Annotated in this window: 16 protein-coding genes and 1 riboswitch; of the genes, 4 read left to right on the forward strand and 12 right to left on the reverse strand. The window is 72.5% G+C overall.

Annotated features, from left to right (window positions below; translation table 11 throughout):
• Positions 1-53: 53 nt before the first annotated feature.
• A complete protein-coding gene (locus C6376_RS16965) occupies positions 54-1,223 on the reverse strand; it encodes a steroid 3-ketoacyl-CoA thiolase (protein WP_107444188.1) in 1,170 nt (389 codons plus the stop codon).
• Positions 1,224-1,416: 193 nt separating this feature from the next.
• Here C6376_RS16965 and C6376_RS16970 point away from each other — a divergent pair, with 193 nt between their 5' ends.
• Positions 1,417-2,655 (forward strand): cytochrome P450, encoded by a 1,239-nt coding sequence (locus C6376_RS16970; RefSeq protein WP_107444189.1) that lies wholly within the window; start codon positions 1,417-1,419, stop codon positions 2,653-2,655.
• Between the two features lie 85 nt (positions 2,656-2,740).
• Here the strand turns inward: C6376_RS16970 and C6376_RS16975 are convergent, their stop codons facing one another.
• The 7 genes from C6376_RS16975 to C6376_RS17005 all read right to left on the reverse strand — a co-directional run bounded on the left by C6376_RS16975 (position 2,741) and on the right by C6376_RS17005 (position 10,164).
• The gene (locus tag C6376_RS16975) at positions 2,741-3,502 is read right to left on the reverse strand and encodes a YoaK family protein (RefSeq protein ID WP_107444190.1); all 762 of its coding nucleotides are present in this window, start codon (positions 3,500-3,502) and stop codon (positions 2,741-2,743) included.
• A gap of 160 nt (positions 3,503-3,662) precedes the next feature.
• A complete protein-coding gene (locus C6376_RS16980; protein ID WP_107444191.1) occupies positions 3,663-4,085 on the reverse strand; it encodes a transglycosylase SLT domain-containing protein in 423 nt (140 codons plus the stop codon).
• Between the two features lie 336 nt (positions 4,086-4,421).
• Positions 4,422-5,357, reverse strand: a complete 936-nt coding sequence (locus tag C6376_RS16985; RefSeq protein WP_254075968.1) for an ECF transporter S component — start codon at positions 5,355-5,357, stop codon at positions 4,422-4,424.
• Positions 5,354-7,129, reverse strand: coding sequence for an ABC transporter ATP-binding protein (locus C6376_RS16990; protein WP_107444192.1), 1,776 nt, complete (start codon positions 7,127-7,129; stop codon positions 5,354-5,356). The genes C6376_RS16985 and C6376_RS16990 overlap by 4 nt, the downstream gene beginning before the upstream one ends.
• Entirely contained in the window at positions 7,126-8,199 is a 1,074-nt protein-coding gene (locus tag C6376_RS16995; RefSeq protein WP_107444193.1) for an energy-coupling factor transporter transmembrane component T, read from the reverse strand. The genes C6376_RS16990 and C6376_RS16995 overlap by 4 nt, the downstream gene beginning before the upstream one ends.
• Entirely contained in the window at positions 8,192-8,932 is a 741-nt protein-coding gene (locus tag C6376_RS17000; RefSeq protein ID WP_107444194.1) for an SCO2322 family protein, read from the reverse strand. Before C6376_RS17000 ends, C6376_RS16995 begins: the two co-directional genes overlap by 8 nt.
• Positions 8,929-10,164 carry a prenyltransferase/squalene oxidase repeat-containing protein gene (locus C6376_RS17005; RefSeq protein WP_107444195.1) on the reverse strand — a complete coding sequence of 412 codons (1,236 nt, stop codon included), beginning with the start codon at positions 10,162-10,164 and terminating at the stop codon, positions 8,929-8,931. The genes C6376_RS17000 and C6376_RS17005 overlap by 4 nt, the downstream gene beginning before the upstream one ends.
• 93 nt (positions 10,165-10,257) lie before the next feature.
• A riboswitch (cobalamin riboswitch) is annotated at positions 10,258-10,353 on the reverse strand.
• An 83-nt stretch (positions 10,354-10,436) separates the two neighbouring features.
• Between C6376_RS17005 and C6376_RS17010 the strand changes: the two genes are divergently transcribed.
• Complete coding sequence (locus C6376_RS17010; protein ID WP_107449014.1) at positions 10,437-11,096, forward strand: phosphotransferase; 660 nt, start codon at positions 10,437-10,439, stop codon at positions 11,094-11,096.
• Here the strand turns inward: C6376_RS17010 and C6376_RS17015 are convergent.
• From C6376_RS17015 to C6376_RS17030, 4 genes are all read right to left on the reverse strand, one after another.
• Positions 11,077-11,535, reverse strand: a complete 459-nt coding sequence (locus tag C6376_RS17015; protein WP_107444196.1) for a nuclear transport factor 2 family protein — start codon at positions 11,533-11,535, stop codon at positions 11,077-11,079. The genes C6376_RS17010 and C6376_RS17015 overlap by 20 nt on opposite strands.
• An 80-nt stretch (positions 11,536-11,615) precedes the next feature.
• Positions 11,616-12,677, reverse strand: a complete 1,062-nt coding sequence (locus tag C6376_RS17020) for an MBL fold metallo-hydrolase (protein WP_107444197.1) — start codon at positions 12,675-12,677, stop codon at positions 11,616-11,618.
• Positions 12,678-12,887: 210 nt separating this feature from the next.
• Positions 12,888-13,280: a GntR family transcriptional regulator gene (locus tag C6376_RS17025; RefSeq protein ID WP_107444198.1), complete on the reverse strand. Its 393-nt coding sequence runs from the start codon at positions 13,278-13,280 to the stop codon at positions 12,888-12,890.
• A gap of 2 nt (positions 13,281-13,282) precedes the next feature.
• Positions 13,283-14,230 carry a DUF1648 domain-containing protein gene (locus tag C6376_RS17030; RefSeq protein WP_107444199.1) on the reverse strand — a complete coding sequence of 316 codons (948 nt, stop codon included), beginning with the start codon at positions 14,228-14,230 and terminating at the stop codon, positions 13,283-13,285.
• A gap of 326 nt (positions 14,231-14,556) precedes the next feature.
• On the opposite strand from C6376_RS17030, the gene C6376_RS17035 reads away from it, so the two are divergent.
• Positions 14,557-16,014: an aldehyde dehydrogenase gene (locus tag C6376_RS17035; protein ID WP_107444200.1), complete on the forward strand. Its 1,458-nt coding sequence runs from the start codon at positions 14,557-14,559 to the stop codon at positions 16,012-16,014.
• Positions 16,015-16,020: 6 nt separating this feature from the next.
• Positions 16,021-16,254 (forward strand): ferredoxin, encoded by a 234-nt coding sequence (locus C6376_RS17040; protein WP_107444201.1) that lies wholly within the window; start codon positions 16,021-16,023, stop codon positions 16,252-16,254.
• Positions 16,255-16,298 lie beyond the last annotated feature (44 nt).

The raw sequence follows: 16,298 nt of genomic DNA on the forward strand, positions 1-16,298 counted from the left end.
GGGCCCGATCCTCGCGGCTGAGCCCGCCGGGTTCTCGGTGTTTCTGGGGTGGGTTACAGCCGTTGGATGATCGTGCCTGTTGCCAGGGCGCCGCCTGCGCACATGGTGATCAGGGCGAACTCCTTGTCCGTGCGCTCCAGTTCGTGCAGGGCCGTGGTGATCAGGCGGGCGCCCGTCGCGCCGACCGGGTGGCCGAGGGCGATCGCGCCGCCGTTGACGTTGACCTTGGACAGGTCGGCGTCGAAGACCTTCGTCCAGCTCAGCACCACCGACGCGAACGCCTCGTTGATCTCGACCAGGTCGATGTCCTTCAGGGTCATGCCCGCCTTGCCGAGGACGGCCCTCGTCGCGTCGATCGGGCCGTCCAGGTGGAAGTGGGGGTTCGCGCCCACCAGGGCCTGGGCGACGATCCGCGCCCTCGGCTTGAGCTTCAGGGCGCGTGCCATCCGTTTCGACGCCCACATGATCGCCGCCGCGCCGTCGCTGATCTGCGACGAGTTGCCGGCCGTGTGGATCGCCGTCGGCATCACGGGCTTGAGGCCCGCCAGAGCGTCCAGCGAGGTGTCGCGCAGGCCCTCGTCGCGGTCGACCAGGCGCCACATGCCCTGGCCCGCCGCCTGTTCGTCCTCCGTGGTGGGGACCTGCACGGAGAAGGTCTCGCGCTTGAAGCGTTCCTCCGACCAGGCCGTCGCCGCCCGGGTCTGGGAGAGGACGCCCAGCTCGTCCACGTCCGTACGCGTCAGGCCGCGGTGGCGCGCTATGCGTTCCGCCGCCTCGAACTGGTTGGGGAGGTCGACGTTCCACTCGTCCGGGAACGGTTTTCCCGGGCCGTGCTTCGAGCCCGAGCCGAGCGGGACACGGCTCATCGCCTCGACGCCGCAGCTGATGCCGACGTCGATCACGCCCGCCGCGATCATGTTCGCCGTCATGTGCGAGGCCTGCTGCGATGAGCCACACTGGCAGTCGACCGTCGTCGCCGCCGTCTCGTAGGGGAGGCCCATCGTCAGCCAGGCGGTGCGGGCGGGGTTCATGGACTGTTCGCCGGCGTGGGTCACCGTGCCGCCGACGATCTGTTCCACGGCGTCGGCGGGGATGCCGGTGCGGCCGAGGAGTTCGCGGTACGTCTCGCCCAGGAGATAGGCGGGGTGCAGGTTGGCTAGCGCGCCGCCGCGCTTGCCGATGGGGGTGCGGACTGCTTCCACGATCACGGGTTCGGCGGCCATGGGTGCGGATCCCTTCGGAACTAGTACGTGTTCTAGTTCTGCTCTGTGCAGTCTGCTGACGTGATGTGCGTCACCGCAAGGGTCTTGCAGCCTCAAGGCTCCTGAACTACCTTCTCGGCAATCTGTTTCTGATGACACGTCAGATTCTGCGGATGCCGACGTAGCCGGCGTCGTCAGATGGCTGGAGCCGCCGATGCACTGTCCAGCGCTTCCCGACGGGTTCGACTTCACCGACCCCGACCTGCTGCAACACCACGTGCCCCTGCCCGAGTTCGCCGCATTGCGGCAGGCCGAACCGGTCCGCTGGATCCCTCAGTCGGGCAATGTCGCCGGCTTCCAGGACGAGGGGTACTGGGCGGTGACCCGGCACGCGGACGTGAAATACGTGTCCACGCACCCCGAGCTCTTCTCCTCCTACCTCAACACCGCGATCATCCGGTTCAACGAGCACATCGAGCGCGCCTCGATCGACGCCCAGCGGTTCATCCTGCTGAACATGGACCCGCCCGAACACACCCGCGTGCGCCAGATCGTGCAGCGGGGGTTCACTCCGCGGGCCATCCGGGGCCTCGAGGAGCGGTTGCGGGCGCGGGCCGTCGACATCGTCGAGCGGGCGCTTGAACAGGGTGGCGGTTCCTTCGACTTCGTCACCTCCGTCGCCTCGGAGCTGCCGCTGCAGGCCATCGCCGAGCTGATCGGCATACCCCAGGACGACCGCGCGAAGATCTTCGAGTGGTCCAACAAGATGATCGCGTACGACGACCCCGAGTACGCCATCACCGCCGAGGTCGGCCAGCAGTCGGCCGCCGAGGTGATCGCGTACGCGATGGGCATGGCCGCGGAACGCAAACAGTGCCCGGCGAACGACATCGTCTCCACGCTGGTGGCCGCCGAGAACGAGGGCAACCTCAACTCCGACGAGTTCGGGTTCTTCGTCCTCATGCTCGCGGTGGCCGGAAACGAGACGACCCGCAACGCCACCACCCACGGGATGCACGCCTTCCTCACCCACCCCGAGCAGTGGGAGCTCTACAAGCGCGAACGGCCCGACACCGCCGCCGAGGAGATCGTGCGGTGGGCCACCCCCGTCGTCGCCTTCCAGCGGACCGCCACCCAGGACACCGAGCTCGGCGGCAAGCCGATCAGGAAGGGGGACCGGGTCGGCATCTTCTACGCCTCCGCCAACCGCGACCCCGAGGTGTTCGAGAACCCGGACTCCTTCGACGTCACCCGCGACCCCAATCCGCATCTCGGGTTCGGCGGGGGCGGACCGCACTTCTGCCTCGGCAAGTCACTCGCCGTCCTCGAGATCAACCTCATCTTCAACGCCATCGCCGACGCCATGCCCGGCATGAAGCTGGTGGGCGACCCACGAAGGCTGCGGTCCGCCTGGATCAACGGGGTGAAGGAGCTGAGGGTCAGCGCGGGGTGACCCGGCGGCGCCGTCCCCGCACGTCGGGACGGCGTTCGGCCGTCGCTCGTGGTCGGTGCCGCTTGCCGTCGGTCCTCGCCCGCGGTCAGTCCTCGCCGGACACCGTGCAGGCCAGGGCCGCCGACGTCACGGAGGCCAGTAGCAGCGGAATCGCCAGGTCGGTGTGGAGCACCAGTGCCGCGCCGAGCACCGCGCCCGAGAACATCGCGGTCACGGCCGCGGCGCGGCGGGGCGATCCCCCGCCTGAGCCGTCTCCTGCCCAGGAGTCGGCGGCCAGGCCGGTGAGGGTCATCGTCACGACGGTGGTCGTGGTGATGCCGGGCACCGACAGTTTGCGGACCGTCGCGTTGCGCAGGCCCATCGCGAACGCGGTCAACGTGATGACCGCGTAGACGGTGACCGGGGCGTGGTCCGAGGTGGCGGACGCCACGGTCGCCGCGACCGCGAGGAGGAGCGCCTCGGTGGCCAGCATCGCGCGCGCCGGCGCGCGGCGCGAGCCTTCGCCGAGCCGCCGGGCGATCCGGCCGCCGGTCGCGGCGCCCGCCAGGAAGAAGACGAGCGACGTCGCCGTGTGCGGGACCGAGAAGCCCGGGGCGCCGGCTGCGGCGAAACCCAGCACCACGACGTTGCCGGTCATGTTGGCGGTGAAGACATGCCCCAGACCGAGATAGGTGACCGCGTCGATCAGGCCGCTCATGGCAGTCAGGACGAGGAGGACGGGGACCAGACGGACGCCGCCGCGTCCTTCGGGAACCTGCGGCGCGGGCTGGGCCGGCTCCGAGGGCAGTGCCGCCCCCGGGGGCTGCAAGGGCTCCGGGGGGTCGGTCGGGGGCTCGGTGCCGGTCATTCGCTCAGTGGAGCACGGCGAGGTGAGAAAACGCCGAAGGCGGCGGCCCGGGGGATCGGGGGCCGCCGCCTTCGGCGCGTATCGGGGCGCGCGAAGCGCGGTCACGCAGTGAGGCTCAAGCGGTTGGTGCAGGCGGTTCGAGCGGTGCGGTCGGCGTGGCTCAGTACCAGCCGTTGGCCTGCCAGAAGGTCCAGGCGCCGACCGGGCTGCCGTAGCGGGAGTTCATGTAGTCCAGGCCCCACTTGATCTGGGTCTTGGCGTTGGTCTTCCAGTCGGAACCGGCCGAGGCCATCTTGGAGCCGGGCAGGGCCTGGACGAGGCCGTAGGCGCCGGAGGAGGCGTTGGTGGCGTCGACGTCCCAGCCGCTCTCGTGCTTGACGATGTTGGAGAAGGCCTCGTACTGCGCGGCGTCCGGGATCATCTTGTGCGCGATCGCCTGGGCCTTGGAGGCGGAGGACGCCGACGTCGTCGCGGCGTGGGCCGGGGCGGCGGACAGTGCCAGACCCGCGGCGGCGGCGGCCACGGCGACGCCGGTGAGGGCCTTCTTCGGGGAAGCGATGCGACGGATGACGGAGACGGACACGAAGAACCTTTTCTTTCGGGAACGGTGGCGGTCGCCTGCATGCCGGAGTCACGCGGTGCGTGGCCGCACCGCGTGGTGTGCGGTGAGTGGCTGCATGCCGCGGCGCCGAGGCCCGTGGGCTCGTCGGCGCCGTGCGACGTCATCCAGAGAAACAGGATCGGCCGCTGCCCGCAAAGACCCCTTTTGCTAGTGGACGTCGTATGTCGGATGCGGGCCGCCGGTGTGGCGTGGCTCTCAATGCGCAGGTCAGGAGCCTAAATGGCATGCACATGGCATCCATTTTGCTCGACTAGTCAGGTTAGTAGGTGATGTGGGTCATGTGGGGTGGTTCACCGGTCAACGGTGCTCGGGGGCCGTCCGAGGGGCCTCGAATGTGACCGCGGTCTCGAAGGCGGCCCGGCGGGTGGCTCTGCGCAGTGCCTTCAGCACCGCCGGACCGAGCGTGCACGTCAGCAGTACCGTGACCAGCGCCCGCCCCAGGTCCCAGCCCAGGGACGTCGCCACGCAGTACGCCACGAAGCGGGCCAGGTTCACCGGGACCGTCCCGTCCGGATCGAAGGCGACGCCCGAGGCCAGCGTGCCCATGAAGGGCCAGCCGGCCAGGTTCATCGCCGTGCCGTAGGCGAAGGCGGCCAGGAAGCCGTACACCGCCAGCAGGAGCAGTTCGGCACGGCCGCGCAGGCGGTCGCCGCCCGGCAGCAGGCCCGCGCCCATGGTGAACCAGCCCATCGCCAGCATCTGGAACGGCATCCACGGGCCCACCCCGCCGGTGAGCAGCGCGGACGCGAACATGGTCACCGAGCCGAGGACGAAGCCGAAACCCGGACCGAGAACCCGCCCGCTCAGCACCATCAGGAAGAACATCGGCTCGATGCCCGCCGTCCCCGCGCCGAGCGGACGCAGCGCCGCGCCCGTCGCCGCCAGCACGCCCAGCATCGCCACCGCCTTCGCGCCCAGCCCGGACTCCGAGATCGTCGCCGCCACCACCGCCACCAGCAGCACCAGCAGGCCCGCGAAGAGCCAGGGGGCGTCCTGGGCGTGGGCGTTCAGTGCGGAGGCGGGCGGGGCCAGGAAGGGCCATCCGAAGGCGACCACGCCCACCGCGCCGACCAGCGTCAGCGCGGCGAGGGAGCGCGGGCCCAGCCGGACGGGACGGGGCCGCCGCCCGGCCCGGGGAGTCTGTCCGGGCCGGGTAGGCCGTTCGGGTCCGGGGCACCGTCCCGTCCGGGGACGCCGTCCGGGACGGGGGCGCCGTCCGGGTGGGGCCGTCATCGCAGCGCCTCCCTCACCTGCGTGACCGTGAGCCACCGCTGCGGGGCCAGGATCTTCGTCACCTGGGGGGCGAAGGACGGCGAGGAGACCACGACCTCGGCCGTCGGGCCGTCCGCGATGATCTCTCCCTCGGCGAGCAGCACCACCCGGTGGGCCAGTTCCGCGGCCAGTTCCACGTCGTGCGTGGCCAGCACGATCGCGTGACCGGCCGCCGCCAGCCCGCGCAGGACGGCGACCAGGCGGGCCTTCGCCGCGTAGTCCAGACCGCGGGTCGGCTCGTCGAGGAGGAGGAGCGGCGGGCGGGCGGTGAGGACGATCGCCAGCGCGAGGGTGAGGCGCTGGCCCTCCGAGAGGTCGCGGGGGTGGACGCCGTCCGCGATGCCGGGCAGCAGCTCCGAGACCAGGGCGCGGCAGGAGCCGGGCTCGGCCCGCGCGTCCCGGTCGGCGGCCGCGCACTCGGCGGCGACCGTGTCGGCGTACAGCAGGTCGCGCGGCTCCTGCGGGACCAGCCCGACGTGGCGGACCAGGTCGCGGGGCGAGGCGCGGTGCGGGACGGTCCCCGACACGCGGACCGTCCCGGAGGACGGCTCGACCAGGCCCACGAACGTGTTGAGCAGCGTCGACTTGCCGGCCCCGTTGCGGCCCATGAGGGCGACGGTCTCGCCGGGCGCGACGGTGAGGTCGACGTCGCGCAGGGCTTGGACGCCGGCCAGGCGGACGCCCACGGAACGGGCCTCGGCGGGGGGCGCGGGAGGAGCGGTGGGCGCCTCGGGGGACGCGGAAAGAGCGCGGCGCAGGAGGCGGTGGGCCGGGCGGCGGGCCCAGAGCCTCGCGGACGGCGTCTGAGCCGGGGACTCCACGCCCGGGGCAAGCGCGATCGCATGTTTCGCGGTCGCTGCCGCAGACCCGGTGTGAGCGTCGCCCGGCGCGTTGCCGGTGTTTCGGGGTGTTCCTCGTTCGGTGAGGCGTTCCCGCAGGTCGGCGGCCCTTCGGCGGGCGTCGCGCACCGTCAGCGGCAGCGGCGACCAGTCCGCCAGTCGGCCCAGGGCCACGACCGGCGGGAACACCGGGGAGACTGCCATGACCTCCGCCGGCGCGCCGAGCACCGGGGCCGCGCCGGGGGCGGGCAGCAGGGCGACCTGGTCGGCGTACTGCAGGACGCGCTCCAGCCGGTGCTCCGCCAGCAGCACCGTCGTCCCCAGGTCGTGGACCAGCCGGAGCAGGACGGCGAGGACCTCCTCGGCGGCGGCCGGGTCGAGCGCGGACGTCGGCTCGTCCAGGATCAGTACCCGGGGGTGCGGGGTGAGGACCGAGCCGATCGCGACGCGCTGCTGCTGGCCGCCGGAGAGGGTGGCGATGGGGCGGTCGCGCAGGCCGGCCAGGCCGAGCAGGTCGAGGGTCTCCTCGACGCGGCGGCGCATCACCTCCGGCGACAGGCCCAACGACTCCATGCCGTAGGCGAGTTCCTCTTCGACCGTGTCCGTCACGAAGTGCGAGAGCGGGTCCTGGCCCACCGTGCCGACGACGTCGGCGAGTTCACGCGGTCTGTGGGTGCGGGTGTCGCGGCCGGCGACCGTGATCCTGCCCCGCAGGGTGCCGCCGGTGAAGTGCGGGACGAGGCCGCCGACCGTGCCCAGGAGCGTCGACTTGCCCACCCCCGACGGGCCCGCCAGCAGCACGAGTTCGCCCTCGGGGATCTCGAAGTCGACGCCGGTGACTGCGGGTTCGGCGACGCCGTCGTACGTCACGGAGACGTTCTCGAAACGGATCACGACGGCTCCTCGGAGACGAACGCGGGCAGCAGGCCGACCAGGACGGCCGCCGCCGGCCAGAGCGGAAGGGCGGGCGCGGTCAGCGGCACCACCCCGGGACGCAGGGCTTCCGGATCGGCGGACGCGACGACGACGAGGAGAGCCGCGACGGTGACGCCGGAGGCGGCGACCAGACAGGCACGGGGCGTCCAGCGGTCCGGACGGTACCGGGTGCGCGGGGAACGGCGGCCCCCCAGGCGCAGCCCGGCGAGGGCGGCGACGACCCCGGCCAGCAGCACCGGCAGGCCGTATGTGCCGCCGGCCGCGGTGAGCAGGCCGTACGTTCCCGCGCAGACGCCGAGCAGGCCGCCCAGCGTGAGGGCGGCGGTCGTCCGGCGGACGGAGGCGGCGACGTCGGCGGTACGGCCGTAACCGCGGGCGTCCATCGAGGCGGCCAGGGCCACCGAGCGTTCCAGCGCGCCCTCCAGGACCGGCAGGCCCACCTGGAGCAGGCCGCGCAGACCCCGGTCCGGGCGGCCACGCAGCCGGCGGGCTGCCCGCAGCCGGTGCACGTCCGCGACCAGGTTCGGGGCGAACGTCATGGCCACCACCACCGCGACCCCCGTCTCGTAGAGCGCGCCCGGCAGGGTCTTCAGCAGGCGGGAGGGGCTGGCCAGGGCGTTGGCCGCGCCCACGCACACCAGCAGGGTGGCCAGGCGCAGGGCGTCGTAGAGCGCGAAGAGCAGGCCCTCGGCCGTGACCGCGCCGCCCAGCCGGATGCCCTGCGCCCAGTGCGGAAGCGGGACTTCGGGGAGCGTGACGAGGACGTGGGTGCCCGGGATCGGGGAGCCCAGCACGACGACGAAGAAGATCCGGATGACCAGCACGGCGAGGGCGAGTTTGAGGAACGCCGCGTAGGAGCGGGCCCGGGGAGTGTCCGGGCGGCACACGGCGACGACATAGGCGGACACGGCGAGGAGCAGGCCGAGGAGGAGCGGGTTGGAGGTGCGGGTGGCGGCGGTGCCCAGACCGAGGGCCCAGAGCCACCAGGCGGCGGGGTGGAGGTGCGGGCGGGAGCGGCGGTCAGCCATTCCGGCGCGAACCCCGCCGCCGTGCCTGCCACACCGCTGCCGCGGCGAGCACGGCCACGGCCGCCGCGCCGCCGTAGACGCCGAGCGACGGGCCGCCGCCGCTGTCGTCGTCGGCCCCCCTGGCCTGCGCCGCGGGTTGCTTCGTCCCGTCCGTCGGCTGCGTCGGCTTTGTCGCCCCGTCGGCCGAGGCGTCTGCCGACCGGTCCGTCGACACCTGCTCCCCGCAGCCCTTCTCCGGGTAGCCGGCGATCGCGCACAACAGGGCGTTCGCGTCGTAGCGCAGGGGCTTGGCGACGGCGGCGAGGGCCTCGGCCGTCGTCGCGTCGGGGGAGACCCGGGCGCACGCCGTGCGCGGCGAGGGCGACGGCGGGGTCTCGCCGCCCGGGGCGTCCGCCGCCGTGCCGAAGTCGAGAACCAGGGCCACGCGCTTGGTGCCGTCCTGCGCGGGCGTCCTGGTGCAGATCGCCGCGAAAGAGGCCGCGCCGCGCGGCTGCGACGCGTCCTGGGAGTCCGCGCTCACGGCGAACCGGAAGCCCTGCACGTCGCCGTCGGCCGGGCGGGCGGTGGACGGCCCCTGTGTCGCGTACGTCCATCGGTCGCCGACGCGGTCCCAGAATGACCAGTAGCGATAGCCCGCCGCCCGGGCCGGGCCGGCCGAGCCGACCACGCCGATCGCGCCGGTGAGGACGAGTGACAGCGCGGCGAGGACGAGGACGACGCGACGGCGAGTCACGGCTGCCGCTTCCGGCCGCGGGCGCTGATCAGCAACCCGATGCCGATGCCGGCGACGAGGAAGACGCCGACGATCAACCAGACGCTGTAGCCGGAATCCGAGTCGCTCTTCTTGTCGGCGTCGGCGCCGGCCTTCGCGTCGGCCTTCGCGCCGGCCTGCGGGGTCGGTCCCGTCGCGTTGAGCTGTGCGACCAGGTCCGTGCCGCCGAAGGCGCGTGGGTCGGTGCCCGTGGCGTGGGCGGCGAAGACCAGCTGGGCGTAGGCGGCCGGGCCGCTCTGCTTCGCCCAGGCCGCCGCGTTCTGCCGCAGCCAGGCGAGGGGCTTCTTCGCCTGCTCGGCCGAGCCCTGGGCGGCGAGCGCGACGACCGCGTCGGCGGTGTTGCCGTAGTCGGGCTGGTCCTCGGCGCCGGGCAGGGCCGACGTGAGGTGGCCGGTGGCGGCGACCGCCTGGGTGAGGTGGGCCGCGCCGTTGCGGGCGAGGTCGGCCGGGGCGAGCGTGCCGGGCGTACCGCCGCACACGGGCGCCGCGGAGGTCTTTCCGGCCGTCGCCGCGAAGCCCTCGCCGAGGGCGCCGAGCACGCCCGCCGCCGTCGCGTCCGCGTTGGCCGCGAGGGCACCCTTCTTGTCCGGCTGGTAGGCGAACGCGCCGCCGCCGTCCCCGCCGCACGGGAGGGAGAGCTTCCCGAGCGCGTCGAGCGGCGACTTCCCGGCCTTGCGCACCTGCGCGGGCTGCTGCCCGGCCGCCGCCAGCGCCCCCGCCACGACGGACGTCGAGTTCGCGTCGCTCGCCCCGCCCGCCGCGTAGCCCCAGCCACCGTCGGCGTTCTGGACGGACTTCAGCCAGCCGACCGCCTTCTCCACCGAGGCCCGGTGACCGCCGAGGGCGGCCAGCGCCTGGACGGCCGCGGCCGTGCTGTTGGTGTCGGTCATCAGCTTCGCGTCGCACGGTTCTACGGGATCGGCGCGGAAGGCGGCGAAGGCGCCGTTCGCGCACTGCTGCCCGGCCAGCCACGCCACGGCCGCGTCGGCGGGGGTTACGCCCACGGTGTGCTGCGCGAGCAGGGCCAGCGACTGACGCCAGACACCGTCGTACGTCGGGTCGGACGTCCCGTACAGCCCGGTGGGCCTCGCCGTCGACGGGGCGGGGGACGGCGTGGCGGCCACGGCGGGGACGGCAGCGCCCAGCACGACGGTGGCGGCGGCGATAGCCGCGGCGCTACGGCGGACGTTCATGATCGGCGGGTGCCTCTCCCGGTCGGGGAGCCGGGCAGCACGGGACACCCCGGCGGCTCGGCTCCGTATGCCTCGACGGTGCCGTGCGACGGCGGGCCTGCCGACGCACGCGAGCCGGTCACGCCCCGTACCGGGCGATCCGGCTTTCACGGTTGCGGGTCAGCGCCGGAATTACACCGGCTTCCCCCTGTACGGGCGTGGACGACGCGGCCACTCTACCGGCAGGTAGGAACCGGCCCGAGGGGGTCCCCGGGGAGCGTAAATTCATGCTCATGCCAATGGTGGGGAGACTGCTCGGCTCGGGCCGCACGGCCGACGTGTACGAGATCGACGAGGCCTGGGTGCTGCGCCGGGACCGCGAAGGCTGGGGCGACGCGGTCGCCGAGGCGGCGGTGATGGCGCATGTGCGGGCGCACGGCTACCCGGCGCCCGCCGTCCGGCCTCCCGTCTCGCGCGCCGACCTGGTGATGGAACGGCTGCACGGGCCGACGATGCTCCAGGCGTTCACGGCGGGCGCGCTGGACGCGGGAGAGGCGGGCAGGATGCTCGCCCGGTTGCTGCGCGCCCTGCACGCGGTACCGGGGCGGGTCTCGGAAGGCACCCGCGTCCTGCACCTCGACCTGCACCCCGACAACGTGGTCCTCGTCCCCGACGGCCCGAGGGTCATCGACTGGACGAACGCGGAGGAGGGCGACCCCGGGCTCGACTGGGGGACGTCGGCGGTGATCCTCGCCCAGGCCGCCGTATCCGCCGAGCCGGTCGCGGAGCCGGCCCGCGCGATGCTGACGGCGCTCCTCGCCGACCCGTCCGACCTCACCGAGGAGGGGCTGGCGCAGGCGCTGCGGCGACGGGCCGCCAACCCGACGATGAGCCCGCAGGAGACGGAACTCCTCGCGCCGGCCGCTGAGTTGATCAGGTCCCTGACGGTGTAGCGGCGCGCGGCGTCGGTCCTCCGAACGGGAGGAACAGGACCCGTCGCTCCAGCAGCCACTCGCCGTCGACCCGCCGGAACGCGTCCTGGTAGTGGCCGACCTGGACCGGCGGGCCGGCGGGGACGACGCCGCCCCCGTAGCCGTCGACCCGGTACGTCGAGAAGTACGAGACCGCGTGCGCGGTGTCCGGCCCGGTCACCGTGACCAGGATGTTCGCCATCAGGCGGCGGGACAGCCGGTCTGGGGGACGCGAGCCGAAGTACTCCCGCAGGGCCGCGCACCCCACGACCAGCCGCTTCCCGGCCGGCCACTCCCAGCGGCCGTCGTCGGTGAACAGCCCGGCCACGTCGGCGGGTTCGCCGAGGTCGAGACGGTGGACGAAGTCGACGACGAGGCGCTCGCAGGCGCGTTCGGCGAGGAGGCGCTCCAGAGGATCCATATGCCTGTCTAACAGGCGCGACCGTGAGACGGCGATGGCATTACCGGCGTCACACCGTCGGCGGCGATCGGCTTTACGAGTCACACCGCCACGTACGTCACCGGATCGCTCCCCGTCACCGCTTCCGCCCGGCCCTGTTTCACGAGTCGGCGCAGATGCGCCTCCGCCTCCGAGACCGCGATGTTGCGGGAGCCGTAGGGGATCTGGTCCCAGGGTCGGTTCCACTCCATGCGTTCGGCGACCTGCCAGGCGGTGAGGGGGGTGGAGAGCAGGGCCAGGAGGCCGGTGAGACGGTCCTCGTGGTGGACGAGCAACTCCCCTACGCGGGCGGGGGCGTCGGTGAAGGCGTACTGGTGGGCCGGCAGGATCTCGGCCGGGCCGAGGCGGCCGACGCGTTCGAGTGAGTCCAGGTAGTCGCCGAGGGGGTCGGTGACGGTGTCGTCGTCCGGGTCCTCGTAGAGGCCGATGTGCGGGGTGATCTCCGGGAGCAGATGGTCGCCGGAGAACAGGCGGCCGTGGCCGCCGAGCCGGGCGGGGTGTTCCTCCTCCAGGTGCAGGCAGACATGGCCCGGCGTGTGGCCGGGGGTCCAGATCGCGCGCAGCCGGCGGCCGGGCAGGTCGAGGAACTCGCCCGGGACGATCTCCCGGTCGGGGAGGGCCGGCGCCAGGCCGGGCAGGGTGCGGCGGCGGACCGTGGGCGTGCGCAGGGGCGCGATGTGCTCCTCGGGGGCGCCGGCGGCCGTCAGTTTGTCCGCCATGTACGTGTACCAGCGCTCGGGCCGCGTCCCCCGGGTGCGCCGCACGATCGCGGCGTCCGCCGCGTGCATCGCCACCCACGCCCCGGAGGCCTCCCGCACCTTCCCGGACAGACCGTGGTGGTCGGGGTGGTGGTGGGTGACGACCACCCCGTGCAGGGCCTCGACGGACGTGCCGCAGGCGGTCAGCCCCGAGGTCAGTGCCTCCCAGGCGGACGGGTCGTCCCAGCCGGTGTCGATCAGCACCGGCCCGCGGTCGGTGTCGACGACGTACACCAGGGTGTGGCCGAGGGGGTTGTCGGGGATCGGCACCCGCAACGAGCGGACACCACCGCCATGGTCGAACGTGCCGGGTCCGTCGGCGGGTCCGTCCTGACTGCGCTTCATCTGCCCTCCGTCGCCCGGCCATCGCCCACTATAACTAGAACTCGTTCCAAAGGATGCCCAAGTCGACTGATGTCGTGGGGCGTTGGGCTGACCTGCGCTGGTGCAGCACGCGCAACCCGTCGCCGACTGCGGGACATGCCCCCAGGAGGCAGGGGCCGCACCCGCGCCGGCGCCGTCCGGAGGTGAGAACCCGTGCCGGCGCGTTCAGCCTCAGGAGGAGGGGGAGGGTGGCGTGGCGACAGGTGCGTTGTTGAGGCCGTTTCGCACCAGGGCCAGGAACTCCTGGTCGGTGAGGCCGAGCTCGCGCGCCTGGGTGACGAGTCGGTGCACGGCCTCGGTGAGGCGGGCCTGATGCGCGGCGCCGGGTGCTGCGGTGATCGCTGCGCCCCGACCACGGCGCAGCTCGATCAGGCCCTCGTCACGCAACCGCTGGTATCCGCGGAGAACCGTGTGCACGTTGACGCCCAGCGATTCAGCGACCTCGCGGGCGGGCGGTAGTCGCTCGCCCGGTGACGCCGTGCCGTTGGCGATCGCCCCCCGTACACAGGCGGCGATCTGCTCGCCCAGCGGCACAGGCGAGCCGGGAAGCACCCGGAACAACATTGCTAGTCGCGCTCCCTCGCATGACGGTCCACCAGGCCATTGAGCAGCGCGGCCGCGGTGGTCGAGTCGTCGACGGTGACCACGTACTCGCGTCCGCCCGCCGTGCGGGCCGACAGCGCCTCTCCGGAACGCAGCACCATGCCTCGTCGGTCCGGGCGTATTCGATAGCCCCAACCACCGAAGTCACCCACGGCGTTCACCTCGACGCTGTCGGCTCCGACGATATTGCCGAGCGGCACGGACAGTCGCGGCCTGGGCAGTACCGTCGAGGCAACCGTGAGTCCGCGCCGGTCGACGGTGACCCGGATACTGGCGAACGCGCAGCAGGCCAGGCTGAAGACGAGAGGCAGCAAACCCGTCCACCAGGGGCCGGTTGCCAGAGCGAACAGCCCGCAGACCGCGAGGGCGCCGGAGGCGAACAGCAGCGTGCGGGAGAAGACGGCTCGGCTCCAGGTCGCCGCCTCGCCCTCCGCCAGCGGCAGTGAGGGGGTCGGGGGCACGGGGGCCGGGCGCGGCCCTGCGCCGATCAGCCACCAGGACAGGGCGCCGGCGGCCACCCCCGCGAGGAGAAGCACGGCCATGTGCCACATCGGCAGCTGCACCTCGGCCGGGTCCTGGACGTCCGTGTTGACAAGAACGGTGACGACCAGCGGATACCCGAGCGTGACGGCCGTGCCGACGCCGGCCGCGGCAGTCAGCCTTGAACCCGCACCGTCCTTGCTGTGCACGGTCAGCACCGTGAAAAGTAACCCGAGGCCGACGAGCAGGCCCCCGCCGAACCACAGCGCGGCGGCCCGGCTCACGAAGTCGTCAGCCTTGCCGTCCGCCGAGAAGTGGGTGGCGATCCGCCCGGGCAGCCGGTCGTAGCGCGTGAGAAAGAGTCCGACGTAGACGGCGGCGGCGACGCTGAACGGCACGGCCGTCAAGGTGCCCCTACGGATGGCGTTCATCTGACTCCCCAGCCCCGATTGTTTGCGTTGAAATAGAACAATGGAAGAATACTCGGGCCCGCCCGCCTGCAAGGCCCTCCATCCGGACGGTGTCCGAAGAGGGTTCCCGGGCGTCGGTTCCGCGGATCGCCGCACCGAAGGGGCTGCTGGTGCGACTGGACGGGCTGATGGCGCGGGATGGACCGGGATGGACCGTGATGGCGCGACGGGCGGCCGGCCGGTAGGAAGAAGCCGCTGGTGAGGGCGGGTTCGGTGGCGGCCCTGGCTTAGTGTGACGAGAACTGGTATCAGTTTCTGAAATACCGTCAGAAACGAAGGCAGTGGCCATGGCCGAACTCGTGGAACACGGACAGCTGTTCATCGGCGGCGCGTTGACGGACCCCCTGGGCGATGCCGTCATCGAGGTGATCTCGCCGCACACCGAGGAGGTCATCGGACGGGTGCCGCATGCCTCGCGGGCCGATGTCGACCGTGCCGTCGCGGTCGCCCGGCGGGCCTTCGACGAGGGGCCCTGGCCGCGGCTGCCGCTCGACGAACGGATCGCGGTCGTCACCCGGATCAAGGACGGCATCCTCGCGAGTCACGAGGAGCTGGCCCGGGTGATCTCCGCCGAGAACGGCTCGCCGTACTCCTGGAGCGTCCTCGCGCAGGCCCTCGGCGCGATGATGGTGTGGGACTCGGCGATCAAGGTCGCCGGCGACTTCACCTACGAGGAGCGGCGTGACGGCGTGCTCGGCAGGATCCTCGTGCGGCGCGAGCCGGTCGGCGTGGTCGCGGCCGTCGTCCCCTGGAACGTCCCGCAGTTCGTCGCCGCCGCCAAACTCGCGCCCGCGCTGCTCACCGGCTGCACCGTGATCCTCAAGCCGTCGCCGGAGACGCCGCTGGACGCGTACGTCCTCGCGGACATCGCGCGCGAGGCGGGGCTGCCGGAGGGCGTGCTGTCGATCCTTCCCGCGGACCGCGAGGTGAGCGAGTACCTGGTCGGGCATCCCGGCGTCGACAAGGTCTCCTTCACGGGTTCCGTCGCGGCCGGCAAGCGGGTCATGGAGGTGGCGTCCCGCAACCTCACCCGGGTCACCCTCGAACTGGGCGGGAAGTCGGCGGCCGTCGTCCTGCCGGACGCGGACATCGCCACCGCCGTGCCGGGGATCGTCTCGGCCGCCTGGATGAACAACGGCCAGGCCTGTGTCGCCCAGACCCGCATCCTGCTGCCGCGCTCGCGCTACGACGAGTTCGCCGACGCCTTCGCCGCCGCGGCGGCCGCGCTGGTCGTCGGCGACCCGCTGGACCCGGCGACCCAGGTCGGTCCGCTGGTGGCCGAGCGTCAGCAGCGCCGCAACCTCGACTACATCCGCATCGGCCAGGAGGAGGGCGCGAAGATCCTCACGGGCGGAGGGCGTCCGCCGGGCCTGGAACGCGGCTGGTACGTCGAGCCGACCCTCTTCGGCGACGTGGACAACTCGATGCGGATCGCCCGCGAGGAGATCTTCGGCCCGGTGATCTGTCTGCTGCCCTACGGCGACGAGTCCGAGGCCCTCAAGATCGCCAACGACTCCGACTACGGGCTCAGCGGCAGCGTGTGGACGGCCGACGTCGAGCACGGCATAGAGATCGCCCGCCAGGTCCGCACCGGGACGTACTCCGTGAACACCTTCAGCCTCGACATGCTCGGCCCGTTCGGCGGTTACAAGAACTCCGGCCTGGGCCGGGAGTTCGGGCCGGAGGGGTTCGGCGAGTACCTGGAGCACAAGATGATCCATCTGCCGGCGGGCTGGGAGGGCTGAGCCGCCATGGGCGACCGCTGGCACGTCGAGGTGGACCGCTCCCTGTGCATCGGCTCCGCCCAGTGCGTCCACCACGCACCCGGCGGCTTTCGGCTGGACACCGCACGGCAGTCCCATCCGGTCGATCCGGACATGGACGCCAACGAGCGGGTGCTGGCCGCTGCGGAGAGCTGTCCGGTGGAGGCGATCATGATAACGCTGGTGGGGAACGGCGAGGCGGTCTTTCCTCCCGACGAGTGAGAAATGTTTGATTTGGGGGTTTCATTCTGGTTCAGGTGTTCTAT

Origin of the sequence: Streptomyces sp. P3 (assembly GCF_003032475.1) — a bacterium.
Lineage (GTDB): Bacteria > Actinomycetota > Actinomycetes > Streptomycetales > Streptomycetaceae > Streptomyces.

Excerpts from the sequence above, each read along its gene's own strand:
- C6376_RS16965 (WP_107444188.1), bottom strand. The coding sequence starts at position 1,223 with ATGGCCGCCGAACCCGTGATCGTGGAAGCAGTCCGCACCCCCATCGGC.
- C6376_RS16970 (WP_107444189.1), top strand. The coding sequence starts at position 1,417 with ATGCACTGTCCAGCGCTTCCCGACGGGTTCGACTTCACCGACCCCGAC.
- C6376_RS16975 (WP_107444190.1), bottom strand. The coding sequence starts at position 3,502 with ATGACCGGCACCGAGCCCCCGACCGACCCCCCGGAGCCCTTGCAGCCC.
- C6376_RS16985 (WP_254075968.1), bottom strand. The coding sequence starts at position 5,357 with ATGACGGCCCCACCCGGACGGCGCCCCCGTCCCGGACGGCGTCCCCGG.
- C6376_RS16995 (WP_107444193.1), bottom strand. The coding sequence starts at position 8,199 with ATGGCTGACCGCCGCTCCCGCCCGCACCTCCACCCCGCCGCCTGGTGG.
- C6376_RS17005 (WP_107444195.1), bottom strand. The coding sequence starts at position 10,164 with ATGAACGTCCGCCGTAGCGCCGCGGCTATCGCCGCCGCCACCGTCGTG.
- C6376_RS17010 (WP_107449014.1), top strand. The coding sequence starts at position 10,437 with ATGCCAATGGTGGGGAGACTGCTCGGCTCGGGCCGCACGGCCGACGTG.
- C6376_RS17015 (WP_107444196.1), bottom strand. The coding sequence starts at position 11,535 with ATGGATCCTCTGGAGCGCCTCCTCGCCGAACGCGCCTGCGAGCGCCTC.
- C6376_RS17020 (WP_107444197.1), bottom strand. The coding sequence starts at position 12,677 with ATGAAGCGCAGTCAGGACGGACCCGCCGACGGACCCGGCACGTTCGAC.
- C6376_RS17025 (WP_107444198.1), bottom strand. The coding sequence starts at position 13,280 with ATGTTGTTCCGGGTGCTTCCCGGCTCGCCTGTGCCGCTGGGCGAGCAG.
- C6376_RS17030 (WP_107444199.1), bottom strand. The coding sequence starts at position 14,230 with ATGAACGCCATCCGTAGGGGCACCTTGACGGCCGTGCCGTTCAGCGTC.
- C6376_RS17035 (WP_107444200.1), top strand. The coding sequence starts at position 14,557 with ATGGCCGAACTCGTGGAACACGGACAGCTGTTCATCGGCGGCGCGTTG.
- C6376_RS17040 (WP_107444201.1), top strand. The coding sequence starts at position 16,021 with ATGGGCGACCGCTGGCACGTCGAGGTGGACCGCTCCCTGTGCATCGGC.